Source organism: Streptomyces sp. NPDC028314 (assembly GCF_055565795.1).
This window is the reverse complement of the sequence record NZ_JBVHTP010000002.1, coordinates 648229-663181: the sequence shown is the minus strand read 5'-3', so window position 1 is coordinate 663181 and position 14953 is coordinate 648229. Positions and strand designations below refer to the sequence as shown.

The following is a 14953-nucleotide window of genomic DNA, read 5'->3' as shown; positions in this document are numbered from 1 at the left end:
GGCTCTCCCCGGGACGTGCGCGCCTGCAGCTTGCCCGGCCGAGTGTAGAAGGAGCCGCGCCTAGAACGGGAACTGCGACCGCCCGTGCTGTACGGAGATCCACTTCTGGGTGGTGAAGGCCTCCACCGTCGCCTCGCCGTTCAGCCGGCCCAGGCCCGAGGCCTTCTCGCCGCCGAACGCCGCCAGCGGCTCGTCCCCGATGGTGGAGTCGTTGACGTGGATCATCCCGGTCTCGATCCGCTGCGCGAAGCGGACCCCGCGCTCCACGTCCCGGGTGTGCACCGCGCCGCTGAGCCCGTAGGGGGTGGCGTTGGTGAGCCGGACCGCCTCGTCCTCCCCGTCGAAGACCACCAGCAGCGCCACGGGGCCGAAGATCTCCTGGGCCAGCAGCGGGGAGTCCTCGGGCAGGCCGGCGAGCACGGTCGGTTCGACCAGGTTGCCGCGCGTAGATCCGCGTACGAGCGCCTGCGCGCCCGCCTCGACGGCGCGGTCCACGAGGGCGGTGAGGGCGTCGGCCTGGAAGGAGTTGATCAGCGGGCCGATGTGGGTGTCGGCGTCGTGCGGGTCGCCGGTCTTCAGGGCGCGCACCCGGGCGGTGAACTTCTCGGTGAACTCCTGCGCGACGGAGGCGTCGACGAGGATGCGGTTGGCGGCCATGCAGACCTGGCCCTGGTAGACGAACCGGCTGAAGACGGCCGCGTCCACCGCGTAGTCGAGGTCGGCGTCGTCGAGGACGACCAGGGCGCTGTTGCCGCTGAGCTCCAGGACGGTCCGCTTGAAGTGGCGGGCGGCGACCGAGCCGACGTGCCGGCCGACCCGGTCCGAGCCGGCGAAGGAGATGACCTTCGGGACGGGGTGGGTCAGGATGGCGTCGCCTATTTCGGCGATGTCCGTGACCAGGACGTTGAGCAGCCCGGACGGCAGTCCCGCGTCCTCGAAGATCTTGGCGATGACTCCGCCGCCGACGACCGGGGCGTTCTGGTTCGGCTTGATCAGGACGGCGTTGCCGAGGGCCAGGGCCGGGGCGACGGACTTGAGCGTCACCAGGAAGGGGAAGTTGAAGGGGCTGATGACGGCGACGACCCCGACGGGCAGGCGCTGGACGCGGTTCTCCTTGCCCTCGACCGGCGAGGGCAGGATCCGGCCCTCGGGCCGGATGGCCAGCTGGATCGCCTCGCGGATGAACTCCATCGCGAGGTGGACCTCGTACTCGGCCTTGGGACGGGTGCCCCCGAGCTCGTCGATCATCGCCTCGACGATTTCCTTCTGGCGGTCCTCGGTGATCCGCAGGGCGCGCTCCAGGACCGCGCGTCTCGCGTAGGGGCTGGTGGCGGCCCATTCCTTCTGGGCCCGCTCGGCCGCGCGATAGGCCCGGTCCACCTGCTCGACGGTGGCCACGGTGATGGCCGCGAGCTTCTCCCCGTTGTAGGGGTTGACGTCGATGATGTCCCACGAACCGGTGCCGGCCAGCCATTCGCCGTCGATGTACTGGTGAGCCAGGTCGTCGAATATGGACATGCCATCCCTTACTGCGAGCGCGCACCCGTGCGCTGCACCGGAGACCGATCGGTCATCGTCATGCACTGATCAGACGTCATACTACGTGCGGATCAAGACAGTTGGAGCAGTCCGCGCAGGACGTCCCGGGTCTGCCCGGGGTCGGGGCAGTCCTCCTGGAGCCGCTCCATCGCCCTTCCGTACTGTGCCACTTCCTCTTCTTTGTCCAGGTAGAGCGCGCTGGTGAGCTGTTCCAGATAGACGATGTCCTGGAGGTCGGACTCCGGGAAGCGGAGCAGGGTGAAGGCTCCGCTCTCGCCCGCGTGGCCGCCGAAGGAGAAGGGCATCACCTGGAGCTGGACGTTGGGCCGCTGGGAGACCTCGATGAGGTGTTCCAGCTGACCGCGCATCACGTCCCGGTCGCCGTACGGGCGGCGCAGCGCGGCCTCGTCCAGGACGGCGTGGAAGACGGGGGCGTTCTCGGAGACCAGTACCTTCTGGCGCTCCAGGCGCAGCGCGACGCGGCGGTCGATCTCGCCGGGGGTGGCGCCGGGCATGCCGCGCTTGACGACGGCGTGCGCGTAGGCCTCGGTCTGGAGCAGTCCGTGGATGAACTGGACCTCGTAGATGCGGATGAGCGAGGCGGCGCCCTCCAGCCCGATGTACGTCTGGAACCAGCCGGGCAGCACGTCGCCGTAACTGTGCCACCAGCCCGCCGCGTTGGCCTCGCGGACGAGCCCCAGGAGGGACTCCCGCTCGGCGCCGTCCGTGACTCCGTAGAGCGTCAGGAGGTCTTCGACGTCCCTGGCCTTGAAGCTCACCCTTCCCAACTCCAAGCGGCTGATCTTCGATTCGGATGCGCGGATCGAGTAGCCGGCCGCCTCACGGGTGATGCCGCGGGATTCTCGGAGTCGCCTGAGCTGTGAGCCCAGGAGGATGCGGCGCACCACGGAACCGCTGGCTTCTGCGGTCACTAGTCCTGCCCTCCCCATCGCAATGGTGTGCGCGTGGTCTGCGCGGTGTCGCTCGCCGGGGCCCCCGAACCCCAGGGCCCGCAGTCTGCCACCAAAACGCATCGGCCCGTACTCGTTCTGTAACGGAATCCGGGCTCCTGGAAAAGAAGTCCGTAAGTATGCGTAGGAAGAAATGAGCAAGAACCGTCACGGGAGTGGACAGGTCCGGCGCGTGCACGTGCATCTGCCCTTGCATCCGGCTTCGGCATTCGGAACGATGGTGCCGCGCACCTGCGTGCTCTTCGCGCCGGCGCCGGACCGACCCACCCCGCAGTTCTTACTGGACGACAGCCGCCGCTCCGTCCGCGAATCCCGGGAGTGCCTCGCATGGGGACGAATGGATCGACCATGCTCGAGCCGTTACGGCAGGGGCTGCCCCCGGTCGACCCCACGGCTGTCTCCGGATCCGCCTCCTGCGCCCTGCCCTCCCGCTTCGAGGCCGTGCGGGGCGCCCGTTCGTTCACCCGGTCGACGTTGTCCCAGTGGGGCCTGGACGAACGCTTCGACGATGTCTCCCTCGTCGTCTCCGAGCTCGTCACCAACGCGCTTCGCCATGCCCTGCCCGATGAGGACCGCCCGGGGCGCCAGGCGTCGGACGCGCCGGAGCCGCCGGTGCGGCTGCACCTGATGCGGTGGAGCACCCGGCTGGTGTGCGCGGTGCGGGACCCCAGCGAGGAGCGGCCCGGCGGGGCGTTCTCGCCGGAGCGGACCGAGGAGAACTTCGACCTGGAGTCCGGGCGCGGGCTGTTCCTGGTGGACTCGTACAGCGACAGCTGGGGCTGGCACCCGCTCGCGGGACGGCTGACCGGCAAGGTGGTCTGGGCGCTGTTCATGCTCCAGGACTGACGCACGGGTACCGCCGGCCGACGCGCGGGCACCGTCGGAGAATCAGTACACGCGCGACAACTGGCCGGGCTTGATCCTTGCGATCAGTCCCGGCCAGTGCACGTGCATGGCTTGATCATTGCGCCGTTCCTGTCAGCCGATCAGGTGGTCGAACTCGCCGTCCTTGACGCCCAGGAGCAGCGCCTCTATCTCGGCCGGCGTATAGACGAGCGCCGGACCGTCCGGGAATCGCGAGTTGCGCATGGCGACGTCGCCGCCCGGCAGTTTCGCGAACTCGACACAGGAACCTTGCGAGTTGCTGTGTCTGCTCTTCTGCCAGGTCAGCTCATACAAGGAAGCGAGTTCTGCAGCTGCCATCCCGTTGTACGCGTGGTCCACAGGAAGCCCCCGATAGTGCAGATGTCAACTGCACCGGATCATAGCTCTGTTCATAAGCAGCTGCATGGGCAGATGCACGTGCACGCAGGGTGCTGATCTGATCACGGGCGCGGCCGCCTCAGGTGCGCAGCGCCTCGGACACCTCGTCCAGGGAGTCCAGGAGCTGCCGCGTCGCGGTCCCCAGGATGCCGGGGACCGGGGTCTCCCCGTCGGACAACAGCGCCCGCATCCGCTCCCATTGGGGGATCCGGCGCTCGCGCACCGCCCTCGCCCCCGCCTCCGTGTCCGCCCGCACCGCCTTCGCCAGGGCCTGCGCGCCCGGCGCCGGGGCCCGGGACCCGTCCGGGAGGTGAGCCTCCAGCAGCATCGCGCTCCGGCCGAACGCCGCCATGGCCTCGCCCGCGCGGTCGGCGGCCTCCCGGGACAGGCCGCGGTGGCGGACCGGCTCCCCGGCGGCCCGCTCCCCCGCCTCCCGCCAGGCGATGCGCGCGTCCCGGGCCGCCAGCAGGGCCTTGCGCACGTCGGGGCGCCGGGACCCGGCCGGGTCGGCGTAGTGCCCGAGCACGGCGGCCGCGTACCGCCCGTCGGCGGCGAGCCAGTCGGCGAGGCGGGTCCGCAGCCGCGGGGTCTCCCAGGCCGGGTAGAGGGCGTACCCGATCATCGCGAGCACGCCGCCGAGCAGGGTGAGGGCGACCCGGTCGGGCACGGTCTGGTCCCAGCGGACCCCGCCCATGCCGAGCAGGAACACCACGTACGCGGAGACGAAGACCTGCGAGACGGCGTACCCGGTGCGCATCAGCGCGTACATCAGGCCCGCGCTGACCACCGCGAGGAAGCCGGACAGGTACATCCCGGGCTCCGCGAGCTGCACGGTGCCGGTGGCGACGGCGACCCCGACCAGGGTGCCGCCGAACCGGGCCACGGCCCGGGAGTAGGTCTGGCTGAAGTCGGGCCGCATCACCATGACGGAGGCCATCGGGGCCCAGTAGGCGTGCCCGAGCGGCAGGGCCTGGCCGATGGCGTAGCCCGCGCAGGCCACGGCGGTGACCCGCACGGCGTGCCGCAGGACGGCGGATCCGGGGCGCAGTTCGGCCCGTACGGATCTCAGGACCAGCGGCGCCAGCGACAGCAGGCCGGGCCTGAGCATCGATTCGCCGGGGTCGGCGGTCCGGCCGGACCCGGGCTCGGCCGTCTCCAGTACGTCGCCCAGCAGGGCGGCGAGCCGGCGCGCGGCCCGCAGCGGAGCGCCGCCGAGGAGGTCCTCGGTGTCGGGCGCGTTCAGTACGGACAGGGCCGAGCCGGGCAGCCGTACCGGTTCCCCGTGCCGGATCGCCCGCGCGGCGGCGTCCAGGACCTCCGCCGCCGCGGCGAGCAGTTCCCGTACCCGGTCCCGACCCGGGCCCTCGGCGGGCGCCCCGACCGCCGGATCGGCCAGCGAGGCCAGCACGGGCCGGATCCGCTCCGCGAGCCCCCGCGCCCCGTGCAGCTCGGCGGGGCGCCGCCGGGCCTGGCGCACCGTCACCGCGGCCGCGTCCCGGGCCGTCATCAGGGGCTGCGGGTCGAAGGGGGCGACGGGGTCGTGGCGCAGTCGGCGGGCGTAGTCGGCCTCGGCGGCGAGCGCGCCGGCCAGGGCGTCGCGCTGGGCGCCCCAGCGGCGGATCGGGAACAGGACGATCAGCAGCGCCTGGACCACCCCGCCGGCGGCGATCATCGCGGCGTGCCCGGCGGCCTGCGGGACGGAGGTCGGCAGGGTCACGGTGACGAGCACGATCGCCACGTTGCTCGAGGCGATGATCCCGGCGACGGGCCCCGCCGCCCACAGCAGGCTCGCGGCGAAGGCCCAGACGGCGAGCAGGGCGAGGAACAGGGCGGTGTGCGAGGAGCCGACGAGGTAGCCGACGAAGGTGGAGACGGCGAGGGTCAGCCCGGAGGCGAGGGCGAGCACGGGGCGCGGGCGCCAGCTCTTCTGGAAGGTGGCGATGGCGGCGCAGTGGGCGCCGAAGGCGGAACTGGCGGCCGAGCCGGGTCCGAGGAGGGCGAGCCCGGCGCCGATGACGATCGCGAGGCCCGCGGCGGCGCGGAGGGCGACGAGCGGCTCCAGGCGGGTGCGCTCGATCGTCATGCCGGTCCGCGCCGTGTGCTTCAGCGCGCGGAGCCAGCTCATGGGGGCGAGCCTAAGGGTTTTGGGTACTTCTACGGATTTGTACGGGTATGGCGCACGGCTGGTCCATAAGGCGGATCATCACAGCGCAGGACGGCGCGCGGGGCCCGGGCGCGACGCCGCCCGCTGGGCGCTGGGCGGGCGTCCGGCCGCCCGAGGGGCGCTGGGCGGGCGTCTGGATGCCCGCCGACCCCGGGCGGTCACTTCCGCAGCGGCCGGCGTTCTCCGCGGCCCACGTGCGCCCGGTCGGCGGCGGCCGTGCCGTCCTCCCAGCCAGCGAGGTCGGTGGCCCCGCGCAGCCGGGTCGTGGTCGTCCGGGGGAACATCTCCTCGGCGCGGGAGGTGACCGCCACGTCGCGGGCCACCAGGGCCGGCAGGTTGTCGGGCGCCTCGGAGGCGGTGTGCTCGGCGGTCTCGGCGAGGCGGTGGCCGAGCCGGCTCGCGTAGGCCAGCAGGAAGGACTGCCGGAACGTCTTGGTCCGCTTGCGCCCGCCGGAGCGCTGGGCGGCCTCGGCGCGGGTCATCGCCGCCGTGCCCTGCACCAGCAGCGAGGTGTACAGCAGCTCCACCGCCTCCAGATCGCTCTCGAAGCCGACCACCGTGGAGAACTCGAAGCCGCTGTTCCACACCGCCCGGCAGCGGTTCGCGGTGGCCACCGCGTCCAGCAGCACCGCCTTGGCCTCCTCGTACGGGGGCTCCACACCGATCCGGCAGGCGCCGGGGACCTGCGCCGGGCCGCCGCCGCGCGCGGCCAGCAGGGCCTCGTCGACTGTGTGCCGGGCCATCAGCTCCTGGGCCTTGGCGCTGAGCGCCTCCGCCTCCTCCGGGAAGTTCGTCGCCTCGGCCTTCGCGAGCAGGGCGCGGATCCGGCCGAGCATGCGGGGTTCGATGTGGGCGTGCTCCAGGGCGTCCGCCGGGGCGCCGGGCAGCGGGCCGACCGGCTCGATCGACGGCAGCCGGATCAGGACCCGGAACACCTCCAGGACGGCGGTCGCCAAGGTGAACCGGTCGCTCCGCTCGCGCTGCGCGAGCCGGTCCCCGTACTCCGCGTCGCTCCCCCACCAGACCTCGGCGTCGGTCCACCGCGCGGGGAGCCGGGCGTAGCGCCGCGCCTCGGCGGCGACCAGGTCCCCGGTGATCCGGACGTGGAGCTCGTCGAGGTCCCGGCGGACCAGCCGGAGCACGTCCGCCGGCTGCCAGCCGCGCTCCCAGGCCTGCCGTACGTACGTCTCCCCGCGTGCCAGCAGCTCCCGGGCGGCCCCGCTCCACCGGGCGGTGTCGGCGGCGAGCATCGAGGCCCCGGCGTCCAGGCCGGCGTCCCCCTGGGCGTACAGGGCGGCTTCGCAGGCCCGTTCGACGATGTCTCTCACGCCTCCAGCTTTGCACGTACCGCCGCGCCGCCCCGACCCCTCTCCCCCGACCCCTCTCCCCGGGCGCCGTCCGGCCCGGCCCGGGGACCGGCCCCTCGCGGGACGCGCCGCGCGGAGCCGGGGGCGGTGGTGTGTCAGAGCCCGGTGGGAGACTCGCAAGCATGAGCGACCGCACTCCCCGCTGGGCCCTCGCCGAGGACGGCGACGGCTGGTGGCACGCCGCGCCCCTGGAGCACGGCGGGGCGGGCCGGGCGGCCGTGCGCGCGCGGGACGCCGCCGAGGCCGTGCGGGCCGCCCCCGCCGGGACGCGCTGGGTGTGGGCGTCCACCGCCGCCGTCTACCCCCGGCTGCTCGCGGCCGGGGTCCGCGTCGAGCGGTGCTACGACGTCGAGAACGCCGAGCTGCTGCTGCTGCGCCACGAGGGCCGCTTCGGCGAGCCCCGCTCGGCGGCCGCCGCCTGGGCCCGGCTGGAGGGCCGCCCCGTACCGCCGGACCTGCCGCAGCGCGCCGCCGAACCCGGCACGCAGGACTCCCTCTTCGATCCGCAGCCCGCCCCGGTCCCGCTGGACGCCCTCGTCGCCGTCCACGCCGACCAGGCGGCACGGCACGGGGCCACCGCCCACCCCGACCGCATGCACCTGCTGACCACCGCCGAGTCGGCCGCCTTCCTCGTCGCCGCCGAGATGCACCACGCCGGGCTCCCCTGGCGGGCCGACACCCACCGCGCCCTGCTCACCGAGCTGCTCGGCGAGCGGTACGCGGGCGGCGGGCAGCCCCGGCGCCTCGCGGAGCTGGCCGACGAGATCTCGGCCGCGTTCGGCCGCCGCGTACGCCCCGAGCTGCCCGCCGATGTCATCAGGGCCTTCGCCGGGGCGGGGATGCGGCTCAAGTCCACCCGCCGCTGGGAGATCCAGGAGCTGGACCACCCCGCCGTGGAGCCGCTGATCGAGTTCAAGAAGCTGTACCGGATCTACACCGCCCACGGCTGGTCCTGGCTCGGGGACTGGGTGCACGACGGCCGCTTCCGCCCGGAGTTCATCCCGGGCGGCACCCTCACCGGCCGCTGGGTCACCAACGGCGGCGGGGCCCTGCAGATCCCCAAGGTGATCCGCCGGGCCGTCGTCGCGGACCCGGGCTGGCGGCTCGTGGTCGCCGACGCCGACCAGATGGAGCCGCGGGTACTGGCGGCCATCTCCCGCGACCCGGCCTTGATGGAGGTCGCAGGCCGCCCCGAGGACCTGTACACCTCCATCTCCCGCCAGGGCTTCTCCGGCGACCGGGACATGGCCAAGCTGGCCGTCCTCGGCGCCGTGTACGGACAGACCTCCGGGGACGGCCTCAAGAACCTGGCCGCGCTCCGCCGCCGCTTCCCCCGGGCCGTGGCCTACGTGGACGACGCCGCCAAGGCTGGCGAGGAGGGCCGGCTGGTACGCACCTGGCTCGGCCGGACCTGCCCGCCGCCCGCCGGCTCCGCCGACGACGACGGCGAGGCGGGCATCCCGCAGGACCGGGAGGACGGCTGGACGCCGAGCTACGCCTCGACCAACACCCGGGCCCGCGGCCGGTTCACCCGCAACTTCGTCGTGCAGGGCAGCGCCGCCGACTGGGCGCTGCTGCTGCTCGCGGCCCTGCGGCAGTCCATCGCCGCCGCCGGGATGCGGGCCGAGCTGGTGTTCTTCCAGCACGACGAGGTGATCGTGCACTGCCCGGCGGAGGAGGCCGAGGCCGTGGCGGAGGCCATCGGTGCCGCCGGTGACCGGGCGGGCCGGATCACCTTCGGCGAGACCCCGGTCCGGTTCCCGTTCACCACGGCGATCGTGGAGTGCTACGCCGACGCCAAGTAGCCCCGTTCGGCCGGCGCCTCCTCCTCGGCTGCGCCCGGCCGCTACTTCCCGTAGTCCGCCCACTTCTCGCTGGTCGCCAGGGCCTTGAGCCGCTCCATCGGCAGCGCGGGCTCCGCGCGGGTCGCGGCCTTGGCCGGGTCCTGCGCGTTGTACTCCTTGAAGGTCACGCGCTTGCCGTCGGCGCGCAGCACGTCCACGGTCCACTCGACCACGCCGGGGCCGCCGGCCGGGCCCGGTCGCTGCGCGACGAACACCTGGCTGCCGTCCGCCGGCTTGCTCAGGCTCCCGCGTCCCGCCTGCGCCTCGGACCGGAAGTACTCGGCGACGGGCTTCCCGGCCTGGCCGCCCCGGTCGGGCTCGACCTCCACCTCAAGGCGCGAGTAGCCCTTGCCGTCGTCGAGTACGAGGTACCCGAGATGGCCCCCGCCGCCCTTGGCGGCCCAGTCGATCCCGGAGTCCCGCATGAGGGCCAGCAGGGCCGTCAGGCCCGGGTAGGTCTCCCGGGGCCTGGTCTCCTCGAAGGACGGCAGGTCCGCGAGCGCCGGATGCCACAGCGGTGAGACGGTGAGCGCCTTGAGCTGCTGCATGGTCAGCGGCGGCTGGGGCCGCGAGACCGGCGCGTTCTTCCCCCGGTCGGTGTTGAACTCGGACACGCTGACGGCGTAGCCCTGCGGCGTCACCAGCGTGGCGGCCCACTCCTTCTTGCCCACGTCGGCCTTGTCCACCTTGGGGTCCGGGGCGTGCTGGGCGAGCCGGAGCTTCGAGCCGTCCGCGAGGCTCTCGCCGGTGCAGCTCTCGTACGTCGGCTCGCCCGGCTTGGGGCAGGTCACCATCAGCCTGGCGATCTCACCCGCCGGATCGACGCGCGTGAGGCTGACGCCGATGGCCGCCTTGCCCTTCCCGTCGTCGAACACGCCCTGCACCATCGGGGAGTTGTCGGAGCCCCGGGCCTCCGCGTCCGTGACCTGCCCGCTCGGCAGCAGCCGCTTGAAGGTGGCGAGCATCTGATCGGCGGTGACGGCGCCGGTGCCGACCCCGGCCTCCTTCGGCGCCCCGCCCTGCCCCGGCCCCCGGGGTGGCAGCTTCGGCGCCGCGGCGACGCCGGCCGCTCCGCCGCCGGTGAGCGGGTCGAGGAGGCCCCCGGTGTAGGCGCCGGCCGTACCGGCCAGGGCCAGGGCGAGCGCCGATCCGCCGATCACCGCGGCCCGGCGGCGGGCCACCAGCCGCCGCCCGCGCCGCTCGCCCGCCTCCACCAGGGCGTTGCGGTCCGGGACCTGTCCGCCGGGCGTGAAGCCCTCCCCCGCGCGCCGCAGGGCTTCACCGATCTCATCTTCAAAGGGCATGCCGAATCAAACCTTCCGGTCAAAGGTGCGGTGAGGGGTCGCGGGATCGCCGCGACGAGAACGGGGAATGCGGGCCTCAGAGGTTGGCGAAGTCGCTCAGACTGCCGCCGAGCTGCGCCCTGACCCGGGCCAGCGCCCGGGAGGACCGGGTCCGTACGGCCGCCGAGCTGCTGTTCATCGCCTCGGCGGTCTCCTCCACGCTGCGGTCCTCCCAGTACCGCAGCACCAGCACCGCCCGGTCCTTGGGGGCCAGCCGCCCCAGGGCCTCCAGCAGCGTCAGCCGCAGCGCCGGATCGGCGCCGCCCGCCGGGGCCGTGTCCGGCTCGGCGAACTCGCCGACCGGGCGCTCCCCCGCCGAACGGCGCCGCTGGTGGGTCAGGAAGGTCCGTACGAGCACGGTCTGTGCGTAGCCCGCCGGATTGTCGATGCGCGAGATCCGCCCCCAGAGCAGGTACATCCGGCCCAGGGTCTCCTGCACCAGATCCTCTGCGAGGTGGGTGTCCCCGCTCGTCAGCAGGCATGCCGACCGGTACAAGTGCCCCGACCGGCCTGCCGCGAACTCACGGAACCCGTCTCTGCGACCCTGCCGCATTCACTCCCCCTCGCGTCCGTCTCACCCCACTGACGCGATGGCGGCCGGGGAATGTTTCACGTGAAACACGCCTGATCGAGGGAAGGTTCGAAAAAGCGGTGCCGGGCTGGTCAGCCGAGCCCGTGGAAGTAGGCGTGGAACTCCTCTCGTTCGAAGCCCTCCGACTCGTACAGGCCCTGGGCGATGTGGTTGTCGTAGGCGGTCTCCAGCTGCACCCCGGCCACCCCCGCCTCGGCCGCGCGGCGCAGGACCTCGCGCAGCAGTGCCCGTCCCGCGCCGGTGCGGCGGCCCGCCGGGGCGACGTAGAGGTCGTTGAGGATCCACGCGGGCCGCAGGGAGAGGGACGAGAAGGTGCGGTAGACCTGGGCGAAGCCGACCGTGCCGGCGCCGGGGACCTGTGCGAGCAGCACGAGCGACTCGCCGTTGCGGATGCGCTCGGCCAGGAAGGCGCGCGGCCGGCCGGGGTCCTCCACGGTCACCCCGTAGAAGTCGAGGTAGCCGCGGAACAGCTCCGCCGCGACCTCGATGTCCGCCTCGCCGGCTGCGCGCAGCACGACCGCCGGGGCCTGCCCGGGAGCCTGCTCGGGAGCCTGTGTGCCCTGTTCTGCCGTCCGACCGTTCATGTCCGTTGTCTCCTCGTCCACCCCGCGCGCCGGGCTCCATTGTGCGCGGGGGAACGGCAGGCCCTCGGGCGAGGGGTCAGTGCTTCTCGGTGACCGGCGTGGCCGGCAGCTTGAACACGTGGTCCGGGGTCACCGTCTTGGTGATCGCCTCGCCGAACAGGGCGCTGGGCTCGGCACCCTCGTAGGAGATGTCGGTGTTGAGCAGCACCACCATCGTGGCCCGGGACTCGGGCAGGTACACCGTCAGCGACTGGTAGCCGGGCAGCGAGCCGTTGTGTCCGATCCAGCCCTCGACGTTGAAGATGCCCAGGCCGTAGCCCGTGTCGGGCAGGTCGCCCGCCGGGCTGGTCCTCAGCCGCTGGGCCTGGGTCGCGGGCGTCAGCAGTTCGCCGGTGGCCAGCACCCTGGCCCAGGTCCGCAGGTCGGAGAGGTCGGAGATCATCGCTCCGGCGGCCCAGCCCCAGGAGGGGTTCCAGTCGGCCGAGTCCTCGACCTTCCCGGTGGCGGTCTGGTTCGTGTACCCCTGGGCGTGCGGTGCGGGGAACTCGGCGCCGGTGGGGAAGAGCGTGTGGTGCAGCCCGGCCGGTGCGACGACCTCCTTCTGGACGAAGTCGGCGAGCTTGCTCCCGCTCGCCTTCTCCACGACCAGCCCCAGCAGGATCAGGTTGGTGTTGCAGTAGTCGAACTTCGCGCCCGGCTCGAACTGCACCGGGTGCTTGAAGGAGTACGCCAGCAGCTCCTGCGGGGTGAACGCCCGACGGGGATTGCCGGTCAGGGCCTTGAAGAAGCCCTCGTCGGCGGAATAGTTGAAGAGCCCGCTGCGCATCCCGGCCAGCTGACGCAGGGTGATCCGGTCTCCGTTCGGGACGCCCTTCACGTACTTCCCGATGGGGTCGTCCAGGCCCACCTTGCCCCGGTCGACCAGCTCCAGCAGGGCCGTGACCGTGAAGGTCTTGGTCTCGCTGCCGATCCGCATGTACAGGTCCGGGGTCATCGGCTGCCCCGTCGCCTTGTCGGCGACACCGAAGGCCCGCACGTACATCCCCTTGCCGGGGGCCGAGAGGGAGACCATCACACCGGGGACGCCGGCCTCCTTCATCACCTTGCGGACCGCGTCGTCCAGTTGCCGCGCCACCGCGGGCGTGAGCTGCGGGAAGTCGTCCGAGGCCGGGGCCGCGGGCGAGGGTGCGGCGGAGGCCGAGGGGGCGACGGCCGCCGGCGCCGTCCCGTTCCAGGCGTACCCGGCTCCCACCCCCAGCGGGACCACCACCAGTCCCACCGCGGCCGCTCCGACCGCCGCACCGCGCCACCGTGTCGTCATGCCTGGCCTCCTACCACGAGACCCCGAGCCACACCAATCCAACCTAGTCCCGCCCCGCGCCCCGGGCGACCGGAAACCCGTGCGCCCGACCCCGGACCGGCCCCGGGGGCCCGGGCCCCGCCCGTCAGGAGCGGGGAGCGCGCACCAGCAGTCCGCGTTCGAGGGCCACGACCACCGCGTGGGTGCGGTCGCTGACGTCGAGCTTGGCGAAGACCCGCAGCAGGTGGGTCTTGACCGTCGCCTCCGCGATCACCAGGCGCCTGCCGATGTCCGCGTTGGAGAGGCCGTCCGCGACCGCGTCCAGTACGTCGAGCTCGCGCGAGGTCAGGACCACGGGCGCGGGGCGGCGCAGGCGGGCCACGAGCCGCTGCGCGACGCGCGGGGCCAGCACGGTCTCACCGCGGTGCGCGGCCCGGATGGCGTCGACGAGCTGTTCGCGGGTGGTGTCCTTGAGGAGGTAGCCGATGGCGCCGGCCTCGACGGCCCGCTCGATCTCCTCGTCGGTGTCGTAGGTGGTGAGGATCAGCACCCGGGTCGCGGTGGGGCCGGCGGCGATCCGCTCGGTCGCGCCCACCCCGTCGAGCACGGGCATCCGCAGATCGACGAGCGCGACGTCGGGCGCGAGGGCCTCGACGAGTTCCACGGCCTCGCGGCCGTCGGCCGCCTCTCCGACGATGTCGATCGCGGGGTCCGGGGCGAGCAGTGCGAGGACTCCGGCGCGCATCACCGCGTGGTCGTCCACCACGACGACGCGGATCTTCTGCTCTGCGGGCGGCGTGCTCATCCGGGTCACACCTGGCCGTTCGTGGGGAGGGTGGCGAGGAGGCGGGTGCCGTCCCCGGGAGAACTGGTGACGCTCAGGCCGCCGCCCAGTTCGGCCATCCGCTTGCGCATGCCGTCGAGGCCGAATCCGCTGGACCGCTCGACGGAGAAGCCCCGGCCGTCGTCGGTGATCTCCAGTTCGACGCTGTCGGGGTGCTGGGTCAGCACCACGCCCACCGTCGTGGCCCCGGCGTGCTTGCGCACGTTGGCCAGGGATTCCTGGGTGCAGCGCAGCAGGGCGATCCGGGTCTGCTGGTCGCAGCGGACCTCCGGCAGCTCCGCCTCGACGGTGAGCCCGGTGTCCTGCGTGAAGCGGTCGAGGGTGCGGCGCAGGGTCGCGGCCACCGATCCGGGGGTGAGGCCGCTCTGGGGGGCGGACCCCACCAGGACGCGCGCCTCCGCGAAGTTCTCCCGGGCGGTCCGCTCGATCGAGAGCAACTGCCGTGCGGCCTTGTCGGGCTCGGCGGTGAGGCTCGCGCGGGCCGCCTCGGCCAGCACGATGATGGAGGCGAAGCCCTGGGCCAGGGTGTCGTGGATCTCGCGGGCGAGGCGTTCGCGCTCCTCGGCGGCGCCCTGACTGCGGTGGGCCGCCGCCAGCCGCAGCCGGGTCTTCTCCAGTTCCTCGGCCAGCCGCCGCGACCGCGCCTCGGCGTCCTGGGTGAGCTTGTGGACCAGCATCCCGGTCAGCACCCCGGCCGTGTAGCCGATGACGGTGAAGACGCCGTTGCCGGTGATGGGTTCGGCGCTCTGGACGGCGCGGCCCGCCACGGCTCCGGCGGCCGCCGCCCCGCTGAGGAGGATCGCGGTGCGGGGGCGGGGGGCCAGGATCCAGAACTGCGGCAGGGAGACGATGAACAGCGCGGCCCCGCCGCCGGGGAGCCAGCCCATCGCCCCGAGCCCCAGGACCAGCACGCACAGGTACGGGTACCGCCAGGCCCTCCCCCCGCCCGGGGCGGTCCGCACAGCCGCGTACCCGGCGGCCAGTACGGCCAGCACCGCCAGGGCCGCGTACTTCCGGGCGGGCGGGTCGTCCTGGACGCCGATGACGGGCGGCGCGAGGCCGAAGAGCACCCAGGTGACGGTGTACCAGCGGTGGAGCCTCGGGATCCACAACACGGAGTGGGGCTCTGGCCGTTGGTTCAT

The 14953-nt window shown here is 73.3% G+C and carries 13 protein-coding genes; 2 read left to right on the top strand and 11 right to left on the bottom strand.

The genetic code is table 11. From position 1 onward, the window contains the following. Positions 1-60 precede the first annotated feature (60 nt). Together ACZ4TG_RS07200 and ACZ4TG_RS07195 are read right to left on the bottom strand one after the other, a co-directional pair. Positions 61-1518: an aldehyde dehydrogenase family protein gene (locus ACZ4TG_RS07200; RefSeq protein WP_468160321.1), complete on the bottom strand. Its 1458-nt coding sequence runs from the start codon at positions 1516-1518 to the stop codon at positions 61-63. 92 nt (positions 1519-1610) lie between these two features. Further along, complete coding sequence (locus tag ACZ4TG_RS07195; protein WP_468160320.1) at positions 1611-2489, bottom strand: helix-turn-helix domain-containing protein; 879 nt, start codon at positions 2487-2489, stop codon at positions 1611-1613. Between the two features lie 348 nt (positions 2490-2837). Here ACZ4TG_RS07195 and ACZ4TG_RS07190 point away from each other — a divergent pair, with 348 nt between their 5' ends. Beyond that, the gene (locus tag ACZ4TG_RS07190; RefSeq protein ID WP_468160319.1) at positions 2838-3356 is read left to right on the top strand and encodes an ATP-binding protein; all 519 of its coding nucleotides are present in this window, start codon (positions 2838-2840) and stop codon (positions 3354-3356) included. Positions 3357-3488: 132 nt separating this feature from the next. Here ACZ4TG_RS07190 and ACZ4TG_RS07185 read toward each other — a convergent pair whose 3' ends face one another. The 3 genes from ACZ4TG_RS07185 to ACZ4TG_RS07175 form a co-directional block, all read right to left on the bottom strand. After that, the gene (locus ACZ4TG_RS07185) at positions 3489-3734 is read right to left on the bottom strand and encodes a DUF397 domain-containing protein (RefSeq protein WP_030228447.1); all 246 of its coding nucleotides are present in this window, start codon (positions 3732-3734) and stop codon (positions 3489-3491) included. Between the two features lie 118 nt (positions 3735-3852). Further along, positions 3853-5898: an FUSC family protein gene (locus ACZ4TG_RS07180; RefSeq protein ID WP_468160318.1), complete on the bottom strand. Its 2046-nt coding sequence runs from the start codon at positions 5896-5898 to the stop codon at positions 3853-3855. 197 nt (positions 5899-6095) lie between these two features. Beyond that, positions 6096-7265 (bottom strand): DUF2786 domain-containing protein, encoded by a 1170-nt coding sequence (locus ACZ4TG_RS07175; protein WP_468160317.1) that lies wholly within the window; start codon positions 7263-7265, stop codon positions 6096-6098. Between the two features lie 161 nt (positions 7266-7426). Here ACZ4TG_RS07175 and ACZ4TG_RS07170 point away from each other — a divergent pair, with 161 nt between their 5' ends. Further along, positions 7427-9109 (top strand): bifunctional 3'-5' exonuclease/DNA polymerase, encoded by a 1683-nt coding sequence (locus tag ACZ4TG_RS07170; protein ID WP_468160316.1) that lies wholly within the window; start codon positions 7427-7429, stop codon positions 9107-9109. 41 nt (positions 9110-9150) lie between these two features. On the opposite strand, the gene ACZ4TG_RS07165 is transcribed toward ACZ4TG_RS07170, so the two are convergent. The 6 genes from ACZ4TG_RS07165 to ACZ4TG_RS07140 all read right to left on the bottom strand — a co-directional run bounded on the left by ACZ4TG_RS07165 (position 9151) and on the right by ACZ4TG_RS07140 (position 14953). Further along, positions 9151-10452 (bottom strand): hypothetical protein, encoded by a 1302-nt coding sequence (locus ACZ4TG_RS07165; protein WP_468160315.1) that lies wholly within the window; start codon positions 10450-10452, stop codon positions 9151-9153. Between the two features lie 76 nt (positions 10453-10528). Next, positions 10529-11044 carry a SigE family RNA polymerase sigma factor gene (locus ACZ4TG_RS07160; protein ID WP_468160314.1) on the bottom strand — a complete coding sequence of 172 codons (516 nt, stop codon included), beginning with the start codon at positions 11042-11044 and terminating at the stop codon, positions 10529-10531. A 110-nt stretch (positions 11045-11154) separates the two neighbouring features. Continuing rightward, positions 11155-11667: a GNAT family N-acetyltransferase gene (locus tag ACZ4TG_RS07155; protein WP_468160313.1), complete on the bottom strand. Its 513-nt coding sequence runs from the start codon at positions 11665-11667 to the stop codon at positions 11155-11157. 76 nt (positions 11668-11743) lie between these two features. After that, positions 11744-12988 carry a serine hydrolase domain-containing protein gene (locus ACZ4TG_RS07150; RefSeq protein WP_468160312.1) on the bottom strand — a complete coding sequence of 415 codons (1245 nt, stop codon included), beginning with the start codon at positions 12986-12988 and terminating at the stop codon, positions 11744-11746. A 124-nt stretch (positions 12989-13112) separates the two neighbouring features. Beyond that, positions 13113-13772 (bottom strand): response regulator, encoded by a 660-nt coding sequence (locus tag ACZ4TG_RS07145; protein ID WP_468160311.1) that lies wholly within the window; start codon positions 13770-13772, stop codon positions 13113-13115. 5 nt (positions 13773-13777) lie between these two features. Then, positions 13778-14953, bottom strand: coding sequence for a sensor histidine kinase (locus tag ACZ4TG_RS07140; protein ID WP_468160310.1), 1176 nt, complete (start codon positions 14951-14953; stop codon positions 13778-13780).

Coding starts and splice junctions, on each gene's coding strand:
- ACZ4TG_RS07200 (WP_468160321.1), bottom strand. CDS start 1,518: ATGTCCATATTCGACGACCTGGCTCACCAGTACATCGACGGCGAATGG.
- ACZ4TG_RS07150 (WP_468160312.1), bottom strand. CDS start 12,988: ATGACGACACGGTGGCGCGGTGCGGCGGTCGGAGCGGCCGCGGTGGGA.
- ACZ4TG_RS07170 (WP_468160316.1), top strand. CDS start 7,427: ATGAGCGACCGCACTCCCCGCTGGGCCCTCGCCGAGGACGGCGACGGC.
- ACZ4TG_RS07195 (WP_468160320.1), bottom strand. CDS start 2,489: ATGGGGAGGGCAGGACTAGTGACCGCAGAAGCCAGCGGTTCCGTGGTG.
- ACZ4TG_RS07160 (WP_468160314.1), bottom strand. CDS start 11,044: ATGCGGCAGGGTCGCAGAGACGGGTTCCGTGAGTTCGCGGCAGGCCGG.
- ACZ4TG_RS07145 (WP_468160311.1), bottom strand. CDS start 13,772: ATGAGCACGCCGCCCGCAGAGCAGAAGATCCGCGTCGTCGTGGTGGAC.
- ACZ4TG_RS07180 (WP_468160318.1), bottom strand. CDS start 5,898: ATGAGCTGGCTCCGCGCGCTGAAGCACACGGCGCGGACCGGCATGACG.
- ACZ4TG_RS07165 (WP_468160315.1), bottom strand. CDS start 10,452: ATGCCCTTTGAAGATGAGATCGGTGAAGCCCTGCGGCGCGCGGGGGAG.
- ACZ4TG_RS07190 (WP_468160319.1), top strand. CDS start 2,838: ATGGGGACGAATGGATCGACCATGCTCGAGCCGTTACGGCAGGGGCTG.
- ACZ4TG_RS07140 (WP_468160310.1), bottom strand. CDS start 14,953: ATGAACCAACGGCCAGAGCCCCACTCCGTGTTGTGGATCCCGAGGCTC.
- ACZ4TG_RS07155 (WP_468160313.1), bottom strand. CDS start 11,667: ATGAACGGTCGGACGGCAGAACAGGGCACACAGGCTCCCGAGCAGGCT.